This is a genomic window from Pseudarthrobacter sp. MOO13, from assembly GCF_058267655.1.
Window position 1 is genome coordinate 1,910,662 of the sequence record NZ_CM177848.1, and the last position, 18,897, is coordinate 1,929,558.

General features: G+C 63.9%; 19 protein-coding genes. 11 read left to right on the top strand and 8 right to left on the bottom strand.

What is annotated here, in order from left to right:
• The first annotated feature begins 55 nt into the window (after positions 1–55).
• A complete protein-coding gene (locus tag AC4EEO_RS08870; protein WP_491329974.1) occupies positions 56–1,126 on the top strand; it encodes a quinone-dependent dihydroorotate dehydrogenase in 1,071 nt (356 codons plus the stop codon).
• 71 nt (positions 1,127–1,197) lie between these two features.
• Here AC4EEO_RS08870 and AC4EEO_RS08875 read toward each other — a convergent pair whose 3' ends face one another.
• Complete coding sequence (locus AC4EEO_RS08875) at positions 1,198–1,800, bottom strand: DUF3043 domain-containing protein (protein ID WP_461840956.1); 603 nt, start codon at positions 1,798–1,800, stop codon at positions 1,198–1,200.
• 93 nt (positions 1,801–1,893) lie between these two features.
• On the opposite strand from AC4EEO_RS08875, the gene AC4EEO_RS08880 reads away from it, so the two are divergent.
• The 5 genes from AC4EEO_RS08880 to AC4EEO_RS08900 all read left to right on the top strand — a co-directional run bounded on the left by AC4EEO_RS08880 (position 1,894) and on the right by AC4EEO_RS08900 (position 7,076).
• Entirely contained in the window at positions 1,894–3,333 is a 1,440-nt protein-coding gene (locus AC4EEO_RS08880) for a dipeptidase (protein WP_491340278.1), read from the top strand.
• 158 nt (positions 3,334–3,491) lie between these two features.
• Positions 3,492–3,881 (top strand): HesB/IscA family protein, encoded by a 390-nt coding sequence (locus tag AC4EEO_RS08885; protein ID WP_133831571.1) that lies wholly within the window; start codon positions 3,492–3,494, stop codon positions 3,879–3,881.
• A 186-nt stretch (positions 3,882–4,067) separates the two neighbouring features.
• Positions 4,068–4,940: an aa3-type cytochrome oxidase subunit II gene (ctaC, locus tag AC4EEO_RS08890; protein WP_026264471.1), complete on the top strand. Its 873-nt coding sequence runs from the start codon at positions 4,068–4,070 to the stop codon at positions 4,938–4,940.
• 10 nt (positions 4,941–4,950) lie between these two features.
• Positions 4,951–6,678 carry an aa3-type cytochrome oxidase subunit I gene (gene ctaD, locus AC4EEO_RS08895; RefSeq protein WP_018761375.1) on the top strand — a complete coding sequence of 576 codons (1,728 nt, stop codon included), beginning with the start codon at positions 4,951–4,953 and terminating at the stop codon, positions 6,676–6,678.
• The gene (locus AC4EEO_RS08900) at positions 6,675–7,076 is read left to right on the top strand and encodes a cytochrome c oxidase subunit 4 (protein WP_018761374.1); all 402 of its coding nucleotides are present in this window, start codon (positions 6,675–6,677) and stop codon (positions 7,074–7,076) included. The genes ctaD and AC4EEO_RS08900 overlap by 4 nt, the downstream gene beginning before the upstream one ends.
• 63 nt (positions 7,077–7,139) lie before the next feature.
• On the opposite strand, the gene AC4EEO_RS08905 is transcribed toward AC4EEO_RS08900, so the two are convergent.
• On the bottom strand, positions 7,140–7,442 hold the full coding sequence (locus tag AC4EEO_RS08905; protein ID WP_166651706.1) for an HPr family phosphocarrier protein: 303 nt from the start codon (positions 7,440–7,442) through the stop codon (positions 7,140–7,142).
• A 160-nt stretch (positions 7,443–7,602) separates the two neighbouring features.
• Here AC4EEO_RS08905 and AC4EEO_RS08910 point away from each other — a divergent pair, with 160 nt between their 5' ends.
• Positions 7,603–8,373, top strand: coding sequence for a GntR family transcriptional regulator (locus AC4EEO_RS08910; RefSeq protein ID WP_018761372.1), 771 nt, complete (start codon positions 7,603–7,605; stop codon positions 8,371–8,373).
• Positions 8,374–8,481: 108 nt separating this feature from the next.
• Here the strand turns inward: AC4EEO_RS08910 and qcrB are convergent, their stop codons facing one another.
• The 4 genes from qcrB to ctaE form a co-directional block, all read right to left on the bottom strand.
• Positions 8,482–10,152 (bottom strand): cytochrome bc1 complex cytochrome b subunit, encoded by a 1,671-nt coding sequence (gene qcrB / locus AC4EEO_RS08915; RefSeq protein WP_018761371.1) that lies wholly within the window; start codon positions 10,150–10,152, stop codon positions 8,482–8,484.
• Positions 10,130–11,200 (bottom strand): cytochrome bc1 complex Rieske iron-sulfur subunit, encoded by a 1,071-nt coding sequence (gene qcrA / locus AC4EEO_RS08920; protein WP_026264469.1) that lies wholly within the window; start codon positions 11,198–11,200, stop codon positions 10,130–10,132. Before qcrA ends, qcrB begins: the two co-directional genes overlap by 23 nt.
• 99 nt (positions 11,201–11,299) lie before the next feature.
• Positions 11,300–12,088, bottom strand: a complete 789-nt coding sequence (qcrC, locus tag AC4EEO_RS08925) for a cytochrome bc1 complex diheme cytochrome c subunit (RefSeq protein WP_018761369.1) — start codon at positions 12,086–12,088, stop codon at positions 11,300–11,302.
• A gap of 86 nt (positions 12,089–12,174) precedes the next feature.
• Positions 12,175–12,813, bottom strand: a complete 639-nt coding sequence (ctaE, locus tag AC4EEO_RS08930; protein ID WP_196803315.1) for an aa3-type cytochrome oxidase subunit III — start codon at positions 12,811–12,813, stop codon at positions 12,175–12,177.
• 148 nt (positions 12,814–12,961) lie between these two features.
• Between ctaE and trpD the strand changes: the two genes are divergently transcribed.
• Complete coding sequence (gene trpD, locus AC4EEO_RS08935) at positions 12,962–14,017, top strand: anthranilate phosphoribosyltransferase (RefSeq protein ID WP_133831569.1); 1,056 nt, start codon at positions 12,962–12,964, stop codon at positions 14,015–14,017.
• Positions 14,018–14,023: 6 nt separating this feature from the next.
• On the opposite strand, the gene AC4EEO_RS08940 is transcribed toward trpD, so the two are convergent.
• The gene (locus AC4EEO_RS08940; RefSeq protein WP_018761366.1) at positions 14,024–14,305 is read right to left on the bottom strand and encodes an Lrp/AsnC family transcriptional regulator; all 282 of its coding nucleotides are present in this window, start codon (positions 14,303–14,305) and stop codon (positions 14,024–14,026) included.
• Positions 14,306–14,434: 129 nt separating this feature from the next.
• Positions 14,435–14,836 carry a DUF3054 domain-containing protein gene (locus AC4EEO_RS08945; RefSeq protein ID WP_051083435.1) on the bottom strand — a complete coding sequence of 134 codons (402 nt, stop codon included), beginning with the start codon at positions 14,834–14,836 and terminating at the stop codon, positions 14,435–14,437.
• 995 nt (positions 14,837–15,831) lie between these two features.
• Here AC4EEO_RS08945 and AC4EEO_RS08950 point away from each other — a divergent pair.
• Genes AC4EEO_RS08950 through AC4EEO_RS08960 form a run of 3 tightly spaced genes read left to right on the top strand, consistent with a single transcriptional unit; the run spans position 15,832 to position 18,890 of the window.
• Positions 15,832–17,031: a type III polyketide synthase gene (locus AC4EEO_RS08950; protein ID WP_491340279.1), complete on the top strand. Its 1,200-nt coding sequence runs from the start codon at positions 15,832–15,834 to the stop codon at positions 17,029–17,031.
• Between the two features lie 22 nt (positions 17,032–17,053).
• Positions 17,054–17,740 (top strand): class I SAM-dependent methyltransferase, encoded by a 687-nt coding sequence (locus AC4EEO_RS08955; RefSeq protein WP_491340411.1) that lies wholly within the window; start codon positions 17,054–17,056, stop codon positions 17,738–17,740.
• A complete protein-coding gene (locus AC4EEO_RS08960; RefSeq protein ID WP_491340280.1) occupies positions 17,733–18,890 on the top strand; it encodes an FAD-dependent oxidoreductase in 1,158 nt (385 codons plus the stop codon). Before AC4EEO_RS08955 ends, AC4EEO_RS08960 begins: the two co-directional genes overlap by 8 nt.
• Positions 18,891–18,897 lie beyond the last annotated feature (7 nt).

Genomic DNA, 18,897 nt, shown 5'->3' on the forward strand with positions numbered 1-18,897 from the left:
GCCAGGGCGCTTCTCCGTTTTGGTGTGGGACGCCACCAGACGGGAAACTGGAGGCATGCGCGTTTATCCCACTTTCTTCAAGCTGGCCTTTTCATGGATGGACGCCGAGCGCGCCCACAAAATCGGATTCAAGGGGATCCGGCTCGCGCATGCCACCGGCGCGGGAAGGGTACTGCAGAAGCTGACGGCTCCCGCGCCGTCGCTGCGGACCACCGCTTTTGGCGTAACTTTCCCCTCCCCATTCGGCCTTGCTGCGGGGTTCGATAAAGAAGGGCTTGGCATCGAAGCCCTCAGCGAGCTTGGATTCGGCCACGTGGAGGTGGGGACCATCACCGGCCAGGCGCAGCCCGGCAATGAGAAGCCCCGGCTTTTCCGGCTGGTCCAGGACAGGGCCGTGATCAACCGGATGGGATTCAACAACGACGGCGCCGCAGCTGTCGCGCCCCGGCTCAAGGCCGCGCGCGCAGCACTTCAGCGCCGGTACCCGGACGTTCGTCCCGTCATCGGTGTGAATATCGGCAAGACGAAGGTGGTGGAGCTGGCCGACGCCGTGGACGACTACCTGGTCAGCGCCCGCAGCCTGGCCCCCGCCGCCGACTATCTGGTGGTGAACGTCAGTTCCCCCAATACTCCGGGGTTGCGGCTGCTCCAGGACGTGGAAACGCTCCGCCCGCTCCTGGTTGCCGTGGGGCAGGAAGCCGACCGCGCCGCCGGGCGGCACGTCCCGCTGTTGGTGAAGATCGCCCCGGACCTGAGCGATGAAGACATCGACGACGTTGCCCGGCTGGCACTGGACCTGAAGTTGGACGGCATCATCGCCACCAATACGACGATCGCCAGGACGGGGCTCTCCTCGGCCGCCGGCGACGTGGAAAAGTGCGGAGCCGGCGGACTGTCCGGGGCCCCCCTGAAGCAGCGCTCACTGGAGGTGTTGAAGCGGCTCAAAGACGCCACTGATGATGCGCTGGCCTTGGTGTCGGTCGGTGGCGTGGAGTCCGCCCAGGACGTTCAGGACAGGCTTGACGCAGGAGCCACCCTGGTGCAGGGATACACCGCGTTCCTGTACGAAGGACCGTTCTGGGCCGCACGGATCAACAGGCAGCTGGCGAAGCGCCGCCGCCGCTGACCCTCAACGTTAAACGCAGGAACCCCGGTGGGCTGACCACCGGGGTTCCTGCGTTTAAGTGGTCCCGCGCGTCAGGACGGGTACTGTCCGCGGCCAACCTGCGGTTTGGGCAGGCGCAGCTTGCGGAACTGCAGGGAGCGCATGGAGCCGTACCAGACCGTTCCGCGTTCCACCTCACCAAACTTCTGGGCCAGGGTCTTCCGGAGCTTGCGGGAGAGGATGAAAACGTCAACGAAGACCGCCAGGAACATTACCCAGAACGCGCCGAGCACGTAGACCATCATGTCGCTGGAGGCCGGAACCACCAAGGACACCAGGACAAAGAGCAGCGCGCCGAACATCAGGTATTCGCCGAGATTGAAGCGCGCGTCCACATAGTCGCGGGCAAAGCGCTTTTGCGGCCCCTTGTCACGCAGCGGGAGGAACTTCTCGTCTCCGGTGTCCAGCGCGCGGCGCATCTTCAAGCGCTGGTCCTGGACCGCCTGGCGTTCGGCGGCCTTGGACGCCTTGCGGTCCTCCGGCACCAGCGGACGCTTGCGGGCAGCTTCCTGGGCCTTCCGGGTGGGGGTCGGGGCACCCTTGCCCACCACGCTGTTCTGCCGGGCCGCCGCTTCCGCTGCCTGCTGGTCTACTGTTTCCTGCGCCGAGGGCGCTTCTTTTCTACGTCCGAACACCTGACCAGAATACCTTGCGGGAACCCACCCGCCGCCTGTCCGCCCGGCTGCCGGCGGCCTGCGGCCGAATGTGACGGGGGTAATGTTTTGGCCATGACTTCATCACCTGCGGCCACCCCGCACAGCACTTCAGAAACATCGGGACAGGGCGCTGCCGGCTGGACGGACGATCTCCGTTCGGCGGTAGACCGGTCCTTTGACCAGACCCTGGCCCGGCTCAAGGATCTGGTGGCCATTCCAGGCATTGCCTGGCCCAGTTTTGACCGTACCCCGCTTGAACGCAGCGCGGACGCTGTCGCCGCCCTTGTCCGTGAAGCAGGATTGCCCGAGGTCCAGGTCCTGACCGTCAACAAGGAGGACGGCGCCCCCGGCGGCCCCGCCGTCGTCGCCCGGCGCCCTGCGGCGGAAGGGAAGCCGACCATCCTGCTCTACGCCCACCACGACGTCCAGCCTGTTGGTGACGAAGCCCTGTGGGAGACCGCACCGTTCACCGCCGTCGAAAAGGACGGCCGGCTGTACGGGCGCGGCGCCGCCGACGACAAAGCCGGCATCATGGCGCACATTGCCGCGTATGCCGCCGTCTCCGAGGTCTTTTCCGACTCCCTCGGACTCGGCGTGACCTTCTTCATCGAAGGCGAGGAGGAAGCCGGTTCGCCAACGTTCCGTTCCTTCTTGGAGGCCAACCGCGAACTGCTGCGCGCTGACGTCATCGTGGTTGCGGATTCCAGCAACTGGAAAGTCGGGATACCTGCCCTGACCACCAGCCTCCGCGGACTGGTTGACGGCGTCATCGAAGTCCAGGTCCTCGAACATGCCGTGCATTCGGGCATGTTCGGCGGCCCTGTCCTCGACGCACCGACCCTGCTGTCCCGCCTGATCGCCACCCTCCACGACGACGACGGGAACGTCGCGATCGAGGGGCTGGTCGCCACCGACACGGCGTCCGTCGAGATGCCCGAGGCCGACTACCGCGCCGATGCGTCGGTCCTGGACGGAGTGCGCCTGGCCGGCACCGGAAGCATCGCCTCACGGCTGTGGACCAAACCTGCGTTGTCGATCATCGGGTTCGACGCGCCCGCCGTCGATGTTGCCTCGAACACCCTGATTCCGCGGGCGCGGGCCAAGTTCAGCCTCCGACTGGCGCCGGGCCAGGTGCCGTCGGACGCCATGGAAGCGGTACGCCGCCACGTGGAAGCGAACGCCCCCTTCGGCGCGAAGGTGGTCTTCACGCCGGGGGAGGCCGGGAATCCGTTCCGCACCGACACCTCTTCGGCGGCCGCTTCGCTGGCCATGTGGGCCTTGGGCGAGGCCTGGGGAGTTCCCGCCGTCGAAACCGGAATAGGCGGTTCCATCCCGTTCATCGCCGACCTGACGGAGGTCTACCCCGACGTGCAGATCCTGGTCACGGGTGTGGAGGACCCTGATTCCCGCGCCCACAGCGCCAATGAATCCCTGCACATCGGGGACTTCCGCAACGCCGTCCTGGCTGAAGCTTTGATGCTGGCCCGGCTCAACAGCGAAGGCCTGGCCTAGGCGGCGCTCCCAGGGAACAACCGGCAGGTTTTGACGGTTACGTCAGGAGTTAGAGCTACAGGACTGCCGCGCGTAGCATGTAGCTATAGCCCATACCGTATCCGTAGGGGCAGGCGCCGTTACGCGGCGCCGCCAGACCGTCCTAAGAAGGTAGGCCAATGAGCACCGCAACCAACGAAAACAGCACCGCGACCACCGCTGCGGCCAGTGAAGAACTGCCCGTTCACGAGGTTGACCTGACCGACGTCGCTGCAGGCAAGGTACGCAGCCTCCTCGAGCAGGAAGGCCGCACGGACCTGCGGCTCCGCGTGGCTGTGCAGCCCGGCGGCTGCTCGGGGCTGATCTACCAGCTCTACTTCGACGAGCGGCTCCTCGACGGCGACGCCGTCCGTGACTTCGACGGAGTTGAGGTCGTCGTGGACAAGATGAGCGTTCCGTACCTCAGCGGAGCCAGCATCGACTTCGAGGACACCATCTCGAAGCAGGGCTTCACCATCGACAACCCGAACGCCGGAGGCTCCTGCGCCTGCGGTGATTCGTTCCACTAACCCGGTTATTTCGCCCGATGTCCGCGCCGAGCCTCCCGCCGTCCAAAACGGCACGGAGGCTCGGCGCTGACATGTGGGCGAAACGCCCGGCAGAGCGGTAAGCTCTACACCGAGTAGTAAAACTTTTAGTGTGCCCGGAGCGCCCATGGCAGCCCGGACAACAGCAACAAGTAGGAAGGGCCGTCTGTGAGTTCGCAGAACCGAACCGGCAGCCGACGCAAAACGATCACAACGATCTCAAGCTTGGCTATTGCCGGCGCGTTGGTTTTGACCGGATGTTCGCCAGAGGTAGAGAAAGGGTGGATGCCCACTGAACGTGGCACCACCAGCAACACCGACCGCATCATGGACCTCTGGGTCAACTCATGGATTGCTGCGCTCGTGGTGGGCACCATTACCTGGGGCCTGATCATCTGGTGCCTGGTGGCCTACCGCCGCCGCAAGGGAACCGTGGGCTTCCCGCGGCAGACCAGCTTCAACCTTCCCCTCGAGGTCTTCTACCTCACCATCCCGATCTTCATGGTCCTGGTGTTCTTCTACTTCACCGACCGTGACCAGCAGGCGATCGATGACCGTTCGCAGCCTGCCGACGTCGTCGTCGACGTCCGCGGCAAGCAGTGGGCGTGGGACTTCAACTACAAGTCCGGCGACGTCATCCAGGAAGACCTCCACGAGGCCGGTGTCCAGGCCCACCTGACCGGCAACAACATCGACATGGAACAGCTTCCGACGCTGTACCTGCCGGTCAACAAGTCCGTTGACCTCGAACTAAATTCCCGCGATGTCATCCACTCCTTCTGGGTTCCCGCCTTCCTGCAGAAGCGCGACATGATCCCCGGCAAGACCAACTACATCCGGTTCACCCCCACTAAAGAGGGCACCTACGACGGCAAGTGTGCCGAACTCTGCGGCGAGTACCACTCCGAAATGCTGTTCCGCGTCAAGGTGGTGTCGGAAACCGAATTCCAGGCACACATGGACCAGCTCAAGGCTGAAGGCAACACCGGCCTGCTTGGTGCTGAGTACGACCGCAACCCGAACCTGAACGAAACCAAGTAAGGGGAGCGACGTGGCTACGTACACCCAATCCGCACCCGCGGGAGCCCTGTCGGCGCCCGTGGTACCAAAATCCAAGGGACGCATCGTCGTCAACTGGATCACCTCCACAGACCACAAAACCATCGGGTACATGTACCTGATCGCATCGTTTGTGTTCTTCTGCCTCGGCGGCGTGATGGCGCTGCTGATCCGTGCCGAGCTCTTCGAACCCGGCATGCAGATCCTGCAGACCAAGGAACAGTACAACCAGCTGTTCACCATGCACGGCACCGTCATGCTCCTGATGTTCGCCACCCCGCTCTTCGCCGGGTTCGCCAACGTGATCATGCCGCTGCAGATCGGCGCCCCCGACGTCGCGTTCCCGCGCCTGAACGCCCTCGCGTTCTGGTTCTTCCTCTTCGGCTCCACCATCGCAGTGTCGGGCTTCATCACCCCCCAGGGTGCTGCGTCCTTCGGCTGGTTCGCCTACGCGCCGCTCTCCGACACCACGTTCACCCCTGGCATCGGCGGTGACCTGTGGGTATTCGGCCTGGCACTGTCCGGCTTCGGCACCATCCTCGGCGCGGTCAACTTCATCACCACCATCATCTGCATGCGCGCCCCGGGCATGACCATGTGGCGGATGCCCATCTTCACCTGGAACACCCTGATCACGGCGATCCTGGTGCTCATGGCCTTCCCGCCGCTGGCCGCGGCCCTCTTCGCCCTCGGCGCGGACCGGAAGTTCGGTGCGCACATCTTCGATCCCGCGAACGGCGGTGCAGTCCTCTGGCAGCACCTGTTCTGGTTCTTCGGACACCCCGAGGTATACATCATTGCGCTGCCCTTCTTCGGTATCGTCTCTGAGATCTTCCCCGTGTTCAGCCGCAAGCCGATCTTCGGTTACAAGGGCCTGGTTTACGCAACCATCGCCATTGCTGCCCTATCCGTGACCGTCTGGGCCCACCACATGTACGTCACCGGCGCAGTCCTGCTGCCGTTCTTCTCGTTCATGACCATGCTCATCGCGGTGCCCACCGGCGTGAAGTTCTTCAACTGGATCGGTACCATGTGGCGGGGGTCGCTGACCTTCGAGACCCCCATGCTGTGGAGCATCGGCTTCCTCATCACGTTCCTCTTCGGTGGCCTGACAGGCATCATCCTGGCTTCCCCGCCGCTGGACTTCCACGTATCGGACTCCTACTTCGTGGTTGCGCACTTCCACTACGTGGTGTTCGGCACTGTCGTGTTCGCCATGTTCGCCGGGTTCTACTTCTGGTGGCCCAAGTGGACCGGCAAGATGCTCAACGAACGCCTGGGCAAGATCCACTTCTGGCTGCTGTTCCTGGGCTTCCACGGCACCTTCCTGATCCAGCACTGGCTCGGCGTCATGGGCATGCCCCGTCGCTACGCCGACTACCTGCCTGAGGACAACTTCACCTGGATGAACCAGTTCTCCACGGTGGCATCCTTCGTGCTCGGCGCTTCCCTGATTCCGTTCTTCTGGAACGTCTACATCACGTGGCGGAATGCCGAAAAGGTCCAGGTGGATGATCCTTGGGGCTTCGGAGCGTCGCTGGAGTGGGCCACGTCCTGCCCGCCGCCGCGCCACAACTTCACGTCCCTGCCCCGGATCCGTTCAGAGCGTCCTGCTCTGGACCTGCACCACCCGGAACTCCGGCAGGTACACACCGTCGATTCGCCTGCCCCCGCAGCCGCAGTGCTCGGCAACGCTGACCAGAAGGACACCGCACAGTGAAAATTGAATCCTGGATCTTTGGCTCTGGAGTCTTCTTCTTCGTCCCCGTCGCCCTGGTCTACGGCTTCCTGACCAACTGGAGCGAATGGGTCGGCATCCTGGGCATTCTCCTCGTCGGCGGCCTGGCAGGCATGATCGGCGCCTACCTCGGATTCACCGGTAAGCGGGTTGGGCTGCGGCCTGAAGACCGCAGCGATGCCGAGATCCACGAAGGTGCCGGCGAGCAGGGACACTTCAGCCCCTGGAGCTGGTGGCCCCTGGTTCTCGGGATTGCGTGCGCCACCGGTTTCCTCGGTATGGCAGTCGGTTTCTGGATCGTCTTCATCGCCGGCGGCATTGCCGTCGTGGCCCTCGTCGGCTGGGTCTACGAATACAGCCGCGGTGACCACGCGCACTAGGCCTCTGCAGTAATAACGACGTCGGGCCCCACCTTGCGGTGGGGCCCGACGTTTTTGCATTTCCTAGACGCCCTGGGTGGCCCCCTGGGACTCCAGGAGCCTGCAGAGGTCCCTGAGTGCTTCCAGCGCCCGCCCGTGGTCCTGAGCGCCGTCCAAGGCGTCGTCGCTGACCACCAGTTCCACTTCGCAGCCCTGCCGGAAGTCGGCCGCCATCACCTGGAGCAGGGAACGTGCGTCCACAAGGCCGCCACCTTCCTTTCGAATGGCCAGGGGAAACCCTGTGTCGGTAACGGCACGGACGAACACGGCGGCAGAGCGTGCGTGCAGGCCCTCAGGTGCTGTCACTACGGCCTTCAGTGTTGGCAAAGGGGACTCCTTCGTCACGACGGCCCCATCCGTCGGCGGTCAAATTTTCCTGACTAAATATAGCGGGCGGGCAACCCGCGGCACTAAAAAGGACAGCGGTCACCCACTGGTCTAGACCGTCCTAAAATGAGGGAAGACAACCACGGCAGGAAGAGGGACCATGGCAGCTGGCGCCACCGCTATCACCGGCGAAATTGACCGCACCAGCGGCACCGCGATCTATGTGCAACTCCGCGAGATCCTGAGGGCGTACATAGCCGAATCCTGCCTTCCGGGTTCAGCGCTTCCATCCGAGCGTGACCTTGCCGAACGATTCGGACTTGCCCGGATGACCGTCCGGCAAGCCATCGATGCCTTGGTGGGGGAGGAGGTCATCGAACGTGTAGTCGGGCTGGGAACGTTCGTCCGGCGGCCGAAACTCGACCTTCAGGTTAAGCTGACGTCCTACAGCGAAGAGATGCAGCGCCGCGGCATGGTTCCCGCGGCAAAAGTCCTCAGTTTCGAGCAGATAGGAGCCAGTGCCTTCCTGGCCCGCGAACTCCAGCTCGACGAGGGAACACCGGTGGTACGGTTCCGCCGGCTCCTGCTGGCGGACGGGGAGCCGATGAGTGTCGACGAGAACTTTATTCCTGCCCACCGCGTCCCTGGCCTGCTTGACCACGAACCTCCCACGTCGTTGTACAACGTCCTCAGCGAACAATTCGGCCTGGTGATGGAGTGGGGCGAGGACATGATCGAGGCTACGGCTGCATCGCCCTCCACGGCGCGGTTGCTGAACGTGGAGGTGGGGGCGCCATTGTTGAAGATCCAACGGCATGCGTTTGTGGCGCGCGCCATGGTCGACTATTCCGTTTCGTACTACCGCGCCGACCGGTACAAGCTGTGGGTTCCGTTGCAGCGGCCTGGTGCCCGCAGGACGCGCAACCACTGAAACAGCCCGGGGGAGTACTGCCGGCGGTGTTCAGGGTACAGAGCCCGGACGACAAAACGAAGGGCCCGATCCGGCATGGATCGGGCCCTTCGTTACAGCTGGAGTTTCCTAGTGCGTCAGGCTCTTGGTGCCCTCTGCAGCTTCGACAGCCTCGTGGCCGTGGCCGTGTGCTGCTTCCAGCTCCGCGGGGGTTGCCGGAGCAACGCGGTCCTCGAAGAACCAGCGGGAGAGCAGCGCGCGCCGCTTTTCCTTCCGGGTGACCACGCCGTGCTCGTTCGGCACAGCCGGCTGTACCTGGGGTGATTCGAAACCAACCAGCTTGTACCGCTTGTATTCATCCAGTGGCGCGTGCACCTCGATGAACTCACCGTGCGGAAGCCGAACAATCCGGCCAGTCTCGCGGCCGTGAAGGGCGATTTCGCGGTCCTTGCGCTGCAGGGCCAAAGCCACGCGCTTGGTGACGATAAACGCGATGATCGGGCCGACGAAGAACAGTGCACGCAGCCAGTAGGTGACATCGTTCAGGGAGACACCGAAGTGGGTTGCGATGAGGTCCGAACCTGCGGCCGCCCACATGACGCAGTACCAGACGAAGCCGGCCATGCCGATGGCGGTACGGGTCGGAGCATTCCTCGGACGGTCGAGGACGTGGTGCTCACGGTCGTCCTTGGTCACCCAGCGCTCGATCCACGGGTAGGTGAACATCACGGTGAAGAGGATCCCGGCCGGTACCAGTGCAGGCAGGAGGACGTTGAACGTGAACACGTGACCAAAGAAGATCTGCTCGACGTGCCAGTTGCCAAGCGTCCCGGGCATGAGCCGGAGGGCGCCGTCAACGAACCCGATGTACCAGTCAGGCTGAGTGCCTGCGGAAACCGGGGAGGGGTCATAAGGTCCGTAGTTCCAGATGGGGTTGATGGTGAAGAACGCGGCCATCAAAGCGATCACGCCGAAGACGATGAAGAAGAATCCACCGGCCTTCGCGGCGTACACGGGTCCGAGGGGGTAGCCGACGACGTTGTTGTCGTTGCGGCCGGGGCCGGGGTACTGGGTGTGCTTGTGGACCACGACCATGAAGAGGTGCATAACGATCATCAGCAGGATGAGTGCCGGCACCAGCAGGATGTGCAGCATGTACAGGCGGCTGATGATGGCCGTGCCCGGGAATTCTCCGCCGAAGAGGAAGAACGAGATGTACGTGCCGATGACCGGAATCGACTTGATCACGCCGTCGATGATGCGCAGGCCGTTGCCGGAGAGCAGGTCGTCGGGAAGCGAGTAGCCGGTGAAGCCGGCGGCCATGGCCAGGATCAGCAGGACACAGCCGACAACCCAGTTCATCTCACGCGGGCGGCGGAACGCGCCGGTAAAGAAGACCCGGAGCATGTGCACTGCCACCGACGCCACGAACAGCAGTGCTGCCCAGTGGTGGACCTGGCGCATGAAGAGTCCGCCACGCACGTCGAACGAGATGTTCAGTGACGAGCTGTACGCCACCGACATCTCCACGCCCTTAAGGGGGACGTAGGACCCGTCGTAGTGGGTCTCCGCCATGGACGGATCGAAGAAGAACGTCAGGAAGGTTCCGGACAGCAGCAGGATGACAAAGGAGTACAGCGCCACTTCGCCGAACATGAATGACCAGTGATCGGGGAAGACCTTGCGGCCGAACTCGCGGAGGATCCCCGAACCGCCGACACGCGAGTCGACGAAGTCGGTGATCCGGCCTGTCTTGGTTTTGGCGACGAAAGCCGGCTCAGCTGTTGATGCTGCGCTCATGCGAATCACGCTCCCAGTAACTTGGTCCTACGGGTTCATGGAAGTCGCTGGTAGCGACGAGGTAGCCCTCGTCATCAACTGCGATCGGCAGCTGGGGGAGAGGACGGCTGGCGGGGCCGAAGATCACCTTGCACTCTTGCGTGAGGTCGAAGGTGGACTGGTGGCACGGGCACAGCAGGTGGTGCGTCTGCTGCTCGTAGAGAGCAACGGGGCAGCCAACGTGGGTGCAGATCTTCGAGTAGGCAACGATGCCGTTGTAACCCCACTCTTCACGGCCCTTGGACGGGTTCAGCGAGGCGGGATCCAGGCGCATGAGCAACACAACGGACTTTGCCTTCTCGTTGAGCTTGCCTTCCTCGAGTTCGTTGAGTCCCTCGGGGATGACGTGGAACGCCGAGCCGATGGTGACATCCGAAGCCTTGATAGGGGTTCCGTCAGGGTCGCGGGTCAGGCGCTTGCGCTTGCCGTCCTGCGGAGCCCACATGGTATGTGCAAGCTTGTCGTCAGGGCGGGGTCCGAGGTCGCCGAAGATCGCGATTGCAGGAAGCGGAGCCAGGGCCACCGCACCCAGGAGGGTGTTACGGATCAGCGGGCGGCGCTTGATGCCGGTCTCTTCCACGATGTCGTCGACGATGCGGACCGCAGCCTGGCGGTCTTCCTCGTAACGGATCGCGTGACGCTCTTCGGAGACTTCGTGATCGGGCATCAGGGCTTTGGCCCAGTGCACGATGCCGGTTCCGATACCCAACATGGCAAAGGCAGTGCCAATGCCCAGCAGGGCGTTCTGGAGCCGGATGGTGGCGATGCTGGAGTCGTCACCCAGATCGATGGCGAAGTACGCCACCAGGAAGATCAGGGTGCCAACAACAGAAATGCCAAACAGTAAGGCGACCTGCCGTTCTGCCCGCTTTGCGGCTCTCGGGTCCGTGTCAGCCAGGCGCAAACGATGCGGGGGAATCCCAGGATCCTGGAACTTCTCCACCTCATTCTGACCAGCCGTAGCTACGGTGCCCGAGTGGTTCGGACTGCCGTCACTATGGTTGCCCATAATTCGCCTCATCCTTCTCTCGTCCCGGCAGTTGCCGGGTTAGTTTCTAATTTCAAGCTGCTGACAGGGCAGCAGAAGTTTTGTGTGTCCTGCGGGACGTCAGGAAGTCCTGGAGGTCAGCCAGATGGTGAAGGCGATGATGACGCCGAGACCGGCAACCCACACGAACAGGCCTTCAGCTACCGGGCCAAGGGATCCCAGGTCGGCTCCGCCCGGGGATCCGGTGGACTCGATCTGCTTCAGGAAGGTGATGATGTCCTTCTTGCCCTCGGGGGTGATGTTGGCGTCGTTGAACACCGGCATGTTCTGCGGGCCCGTGACCATGGCCTCGTAGATGTGCTTGCCGGTTACGTCGGCAAGAGCAGGAGCAAACTTGCCGCGGGTCAGCGCACCGCCGGCGGCGGCGGCGTTGTGGCACATGGCGCAGTTGGTGCGGAACAGCTCTCCACCGGCAGCAGCGTCGCCGCCGCCGTTTGTCAGCTCGTCTGCAGGAATTGCCGGGCCGGCTCCCAGGGAAGCGACATAGGCTGCAAGCTGTGAGGTCTGCTGCTCGTTGAACTGGACAGGCTTCTTCATCGCCTGGGGTCCGTTCATCTGCATCGGCATGCGGCCGGTGCCAACCTGGAAGTCAACAGCTGCGGCGCCGACGCCCACCAGCGAGGGACCATCCTTGGAACCGCTGGCACCCATGCCGTGGCAGGTGGCGCAGTTCGCCGCGAAAAGCTTGCCGCCCTCTTCGACGTCGCTTGCGCTTGCCGTGGTGGTGCTCGCCTTGGCCTCGTTCATGCTGGTGGCAACGGCGTAGAGCCCACCAGTGATGAGGAGCCCCATCAGGAGCAGCGCTATTGCTGCAAGTGGGTGACGCCGCTTTTGTGAGAGTGCCTTCACGTGGTGGTTCCTTTATTCGATCCTGCGCCGGCTCCGGGAGCCGCTACCTGAAATTCTGCCTCTTGTAGAAAAAGAATCAAAGCTGGCTACTTGAGTACGTAGATGACCAGGAAGAGGCCGATCCACACGACGTCAACGAAGTGCCAGTAGTAAGAGGTGACGATTGCGGACGTTGCTTCGAAATGTCCGAACTTCTTCGCGGCGAAGGACCGGCCCATGATGAGCAGGAAGGCAATCAGGCCGCCAATGACGTGCAGGCCGTGGAAGCCGGTGGTCATGTAGAAGGCAGAGCCGTAAGCGTTGGAGGAGAGCGAGACGTGCTCGGAAACCAGCATTGCGTACTCGGTGGTCTGGCCGGCAACGAAGAACGCGCCCATCAGGAACGTCAGGGTGAACCATTCGTTCATTCCCCAGCGGGCGAACTGCAGGGCTCCGCCGGCGCGGCGGGGTTGCAGCCGTTCGGCGGCGAACACGCCCATCTGGCAAGTGAAGGAACTGGCCACGAGGACGATCGTGTTGACGAGCGCAAAGGGGAAGTTGAGCTTGGCTGTCTCTTCCGCCCACATCTGACCGCTCGTTGAGCGCAGCGTGAAGTACATGGCAAAGAGACCGGCGAAGAACATCAACTCGCTGGACAGCCACACTACGGTTCCGACAGAAACCATATTGGGGCGGTTCAGCGTGGGGTGCGCCGGGGTACTGGGGGCATGGGTCGCAGATGTCACATAGACATTATGTCTGCAAAAGTCCGTGCTGCCCAACGCAAACCGCCTTTTCGGGGGACTTTTTCTACAAAGACGCGAATTCGTCCCGAAAAGTTCCGGCCGACGTTCATATTGGTCAGCGCGCACCATCGCTCGATAGCATCAGCAGGTGACTTCACAGGCATCTGCAGCGTCCGGCAACACCTGGCCCCGGCTCATCTCGGCGCTGATCAAGGGCGCCGATCTTACGGCCGACAACACGTCGTGGGCCATGGACACCATCATGTCCGGCGAAGCGACGCCAACCCAGATCGCCGGTTTCCTCGTGGCACTCAGCGCCAAGGGGGAGACAGTGGCCGAGCTCTCCGGCCTGGTGGAAGCCATGCTGGCCCACGCCAAGCCGGTGGCAATCTCCGGGGAGAAGCTCGATATCGTCGGCACCGGTGGTGACCAACTTAACACTGTCAACATCTCGACGATGGCCGCCCTGGTAGCGGCGGGTGCCGGCGCCAAGGTCGTCAAGCACGGCAACCGGGCGGCGTCGTCGTCGTCCGGCTCTGCCGATGTGCTCGAGGCGCTCGGTGTCCGCCTTGACCTGCCTATCGACCGGGTGGCACGCAATGCGGAGGAAGCCGGCATCACGTTCTGCTTTGCCCAGGTCTTCCACCCCTCCTTCCGGCACACGGCCGTTCCCCGGCGCGAGCTGGCGATTCCCACCGCGTTCAACTTCCTGGGGCCTCTGACGAACCCCGCCAACGTACAGGCGTCGGCCGTCGGCGTTGCCAACGCAAGGATGGCGCCCCTCGTGGCCGGCGTCCTGGCGCGGCGGGGGAGCAGGGGATTGGTGTTCCGGGGGAACGACGGCCTCGACGAACTGACGACAACCGGTCCGTCGACCGTGTGGGAAATCCGCGACGGTGCCGTCAGCGAGCTCCGTTTCTCACCTGAAGACCTGGGCATCAGCCTGGCCACCGTGGAACAACTGCGCGGGGGAGACGCCATTGCAAATGCCGGTGTGGTCCGGGATGTGCTCTCCGGGAAGCCAGGTCCGGCCCGGGACGCGGTCCTGGTCAACGCGGCCGCCGGCCTGGTCGCCTTCGATCTCGACGCAAGTGGTCCGTTCCTGGAACGTATGCAGGCGGCTTTCGTACGGGCGGCGGACTCAATCGATTCCGGTGCTGCCGCTGCCGTGCTGGACCGCTGGGTTTCGCTGTCCCGCGCCTAGGTCCGCCTACTGTTCGAAGCCAAGCGAGAATGCGGCGTCCAAGTCGTGCTGCGAGTAGGCGCGGAAGGCAATATGCGTGGTGGTGTGGACCACTGCTGGCACCTTGGAGAGCTTGTCAGCGATGACGTCTGCCAGGTCCTCGTGCCTTGGCACCCTCGCCACGGCGATAAGGTCCCATTCCCCGGTGACGGAGTACACCTCGCTGATGCCCTCAATGGCCGATATTTCCTCGGCCGTCTCCGGAATGCGTGCGGCGTCAGTCTTGATCAGAACAAATGCGGTGACCACGTTTGAACCCCTTCAATCAGTTCCGCCGCGGCTAAGCCCGGCAGCTGTTTCCCTGATGCCAGCCTATTACACGGGCGGGCATCTTCCGGATGCCTTCCAGGCTGGGGATTTCCCCGTTGAGCTGAGGCTTCACCTGCGACGCAGGCGTACCACGCCGGCAAGCAGCAGCCGGTAGCCCACCAGGAAGACTGCCAAGGCCAATGTGGCCACGATGATGAAGGGGAGGACCACGGTCTGGGCGGTCAGCGCCCGGAGGACCATTCCACCAACCAGGCTGCCAACCCATACGGGAACTCCTGCACGGAGTGCTGACAGTGGATTCCTCCATGCCCGTGCGGCCATCCAGCCGGCGGCTGCGCCGGCAAGGAATGGCCACGCTGTGAGCAAGACACCCAGGACCGGTTCTTCCCGGTGGTGGGCATCGCGTCCAATTGCCGCAAATGCCAGGATGAGGATGAGGTCAGCCGCGGCGGCCAGGATAACGGTTCGCGCCACAACTGATGGTGCAGGCTTCGTCTTGAGGGAATCCATGGCTTTCACTCTAGCTGTCCGGGGCAGCATGAGCGGCTGCCGGGCTGGTAGGCAGGGCCAGGGGAGTGGGGTGGTCAGGGTGCCTCCGGAAGGGGGTCGCCGGCAGGCGCTCGGCGCACCCTGCGGACAAGCCAGCTCGCCTCCCAGCTGAGCTGGTACCCGGCGTCACCATCCCACTCAACGAGGACGTCTGTGACTGTTTATGCGATGGCGATGGCCCGCAGTGACCGGACCTTAACCGGGGCCGGCCGCAGTAGCAGGATCGGACGTCCCGGAGCCCGCTTCAGGGCTTCCCCCCGCAAATGGCTATGACACGCCTGCCCGTTCGCAGGGCAGGCTGGGCAATGTTGAAGGCAGGCAAATTCTCGCATCGGGCGTCCTGGGAAACGTAGGGGTGTGGGGCGCCGGCGCCAGCTTCATGAAAAGGGCGGCATCCGAGGAACCGCTCCACCGTGTGGCCCGCAGCAGGCCTTTCGGCTTGCCGCCATGTGCAACAGGATAGGACCGCAAAGAGCCGCCGCACACCGGTCGCAGCTACCTATTTGCTGCAATGGGGGGTGTTGTCTCTTCGAAGCAGTTATGGGGGCATGCAGTAATGTCGGCAGGGATCGACGTCACTCCCTGCATCCGGAGAGATAGTGAACAAACCGTTATGGATCTGCACGCTGGTCGGGGCCGCTATGGGATTCAGCCTGGGCCTGGCCCTCTTTCAGAGCCCTTTCTGGGGTTGCGCTGTGGGGCTCGCCCTCGGAGGCGTGGTTGGGGCCTCCATACGCCGGCGCCACTGAGCGTCCGCCAAAATCGGGAGCCGGGAGAGGGCTGCGAAGCGCTCCAGTCCAGGCTCTCCGAAAACGTTACTTTACATAATGTAGATTATCGGCGCTTTGGGAATCTCCGGGAGCGGGGCGGATCCCCAAGGCCCAATCCGGCGAATCGGCTGGTCAATCGGCATGGAGCCCATTGTCTTTGGTGCGGCGCGCGTCAAGAATGAACCAATGACGGCCTACGTGTGTTCCCTGGAAACTGCAGTCCCGACGACCAAGCTGATCCAGTCCGAAGCCCGCGATGTCTTCGCTGCGCAGCCGGGATTGTCGCGTCTGGGATCACGGCTGGTGAACACCTGCTTTGACGGTGCAGCCATCGAGACACGGTTTACCGCCGTAGAGGAAATGACGAACGCATCCCGCTCGGACAACCCGCAGTTCTACGACCAGGAATCCGGACTCCTGCTGAATCCCAGCACCAAGGTCCGCAACGATATCTTTGCCCGGGAAGCCACGAAGCTCTTCATTCAGGCAGCCCGCGCTGCCCTGGCGGCCGTCCCGGATCGTGGTTTACTTGACATAACTCACCTCATCACTGTTTCATGCACTGGATTCTTCAACCCCGGCCCGGACTACAAGGTGGTCCGGGAGCTGGGGCTGAACCCGGCCGTCCAGCGGTACCACTTGGGCTTCATGGGCTGCTACGCGGCATTTCCCGCATTGCGCGCCGCAAAGTTGTTCTGCGAGGCCGATCCCAGGGCCGTCGTCCTGGTTGTCTGCGCGGAACTGTGTTCCCTGCACGTGCGCACGTCCAACGATCCCGATGCCATCATGGGTTCAGCGCTGTTCGCCGACGGAGCCGCTGCCGCCGTCGTCACGGCCCGGCCCGGAGCCCGCGACACCGCTTTGCTCGCCCTGGACCACTTCGAAACGGTCCTCACCCCTGTCGGCGAAGACTCGATGGCCTGGAACATCGGCGACAACGGGTTCGAAATGGTGCTCGGCAACTACGTGCCCCACATCATCGACGAACACATTGTGGGCGCCCTGGAGCCCCTGCTGGCACGGGAACCGGAACTGGCGGCACTCCCCTACACCTCAATCCCCCACTGGGCCATCCATCCGGGCGGCCGCAGCATCCTGGACAAGGTCGAGTCCCGGCTGGACCTCACGGAGGAGCAGCTGGTGCCCGCCCGCGAAATCCTTCGCAACTACGGGAACATGAGCAGCGCCACGGTGCTTTTCGTGCTCAAGCACATCCTGGAACAACCACTCCGGGACGGAACCGACGGGGGTGAACGCATTTGTTCCATGGCCTTCGGCCCGGGACTAACCGTGGAAACAGGCCTGTTTACCAAGCTCCGTCAGGCCGTTGCAAGACACGGAAAGACGTCGGATGCGGCCACCGCCGAGGCAGCGGCAGTCGGCTGACCGGGTCCGGGCGATGGATTTCATGCTGGCCCGCCGCGCTGCTGCTGCCGTCGAGCAGATGGACCGCGCCGACTGTGATGCCCGGCTTTTGGACAACACCTACCGCCAGTTCGGCGTCATCAACAGAGTCTTGTCCGGTTGGCGGGGACTGTACGCGAGGGAGCTTCGGCCCATCGTTCCGCCACAGCCACGCCCGCTGACCATCCTGGATGTCGGATGCGGCGGCGGCGACCTCGCCGTCATGCTCTCCCGCTGGGCCGTCCGGGACGGGAAGAAGATGCACATCACGGGAATCGACCCGGATCCCCGAGCCGCCCGCTTTGCCCGGCAACGTGCTGCTGCCTCCGGTGTGGACTTCCGGCAGGCCCACAGCAGCGACCTCGTCCGCGAGAAGGCCCGGTTCGACGTCGTCATTTCCAACCATGTCCTGCACCACCTGTCTCCCGAAGACCTCCGGCACCTGCTGGCAGATTCGGAAATCCTCGCGGAAAGGACATCGCTGCATAACGACCTCATCCGCAGCCCGGCAGCCTTCGCCCTCTTCAGCGTTGCCGCGCTGCCGTTCCGGCACTCCTTCATCCGCGAGGACGGCCTGACCTCCATCCGGCGCAGCTATAAACCCGCCGAATTGTCCGCCGCCGCTCCCCCGGGCTGGTTCGTGGAACGGTCGTCGGCATTCCATCAAGTCCTGACGTGGCGACATGGCTGAGCTGGCTGCCGATGTTGTCATCGCCGGCGGCGGCCCTGTTGGGCTGTTCCTTGCCGGGCTCCTGCTCCAGGAGGGCGTCACCGTCAAGGTGCTGGAACAGCGTACGTCACGGAACCAGCACACCCGGGCCATCGGTATCCACCCGCCGGCGCTGCAGGCACTTAGCCGGATCGGCGTGGTACCAACCCTGGTTCGGGAGGGTGTCCGGATCCGTGAAGGCGTCGCCCTGAGCAGGGGAAGGACAGTCGGCACCATGGCTTTCGGCACCGTGTCCGCCAACTTTCCCTTCGTCCTTGCGCTGCCCCAGTTCAGGACGGAGCAAATCCTGGCGGACCGCGTGCTGGCCTTGGACCCGAACGCCCTGGTCAGGGGCGCAACCGTTACGGGGTTCACTGACGACGGCGCCGGGGTCACCGTCGCGTTCGAGTCCCCGGATCATCCATCGCTCGCGCCGGCCCGGGCCACGGCCGCGCTGCTGGTGGCCGCGGACGGTGCCCGCTCCCGGCTCCGGGGCGCCCTGGGCGTGGCTGCCGCCCGCAGGACGTATCAGGACCATTACCTCATGGGGGATTTCGACGACGACAGCGGACTGGGTGAAAAGGCTGCCCTCTTCCTCGAGCAGCAGGGCATCGTGGAATCGTTCCCGCTCCCGGGCGGAATCCGCCGCTGGGTGGTGCGGCTCGACTGCCCGGCCGGTTCCGCAACGGCCACCGACCTGGCCGGCCTGGTGGGCCGGCGGACCGGAATCGTTCCCGACCCGGCCACCACTTCCATGCTGAGCGCCTTCAGCGTCAGTTCGGCCATCGCCGGCCGTACTGTGGCCGGACGGGTAATCCTGCTGGGCGACGCGGCCCATGAAATCAGCCCCATCGGCGGCCAGGGCATGAACCTGGGCTGGCTTGATGCCGAAGCACTCGCCCCGCTGGTTCTCGAGGCGCTCCCCGGCGGCCCTGCGGACAGCCACTTCAGTGACTTCGAAAGGGCCCGGCGAAGGGCAGCGGTCCGTGCGCGCCGCCAGGCCGAAATCAACATGGCGCTCGGCCGGCCCCTGCCGGCTCCGTTGCTTCGAATCCGTACGGCGGCACTCGGTACTGCCGCCTCCATTCCGGCAGTCAACCGGTGGGCAGCCATGCGGTTCACCATGCAATGAACCAGTG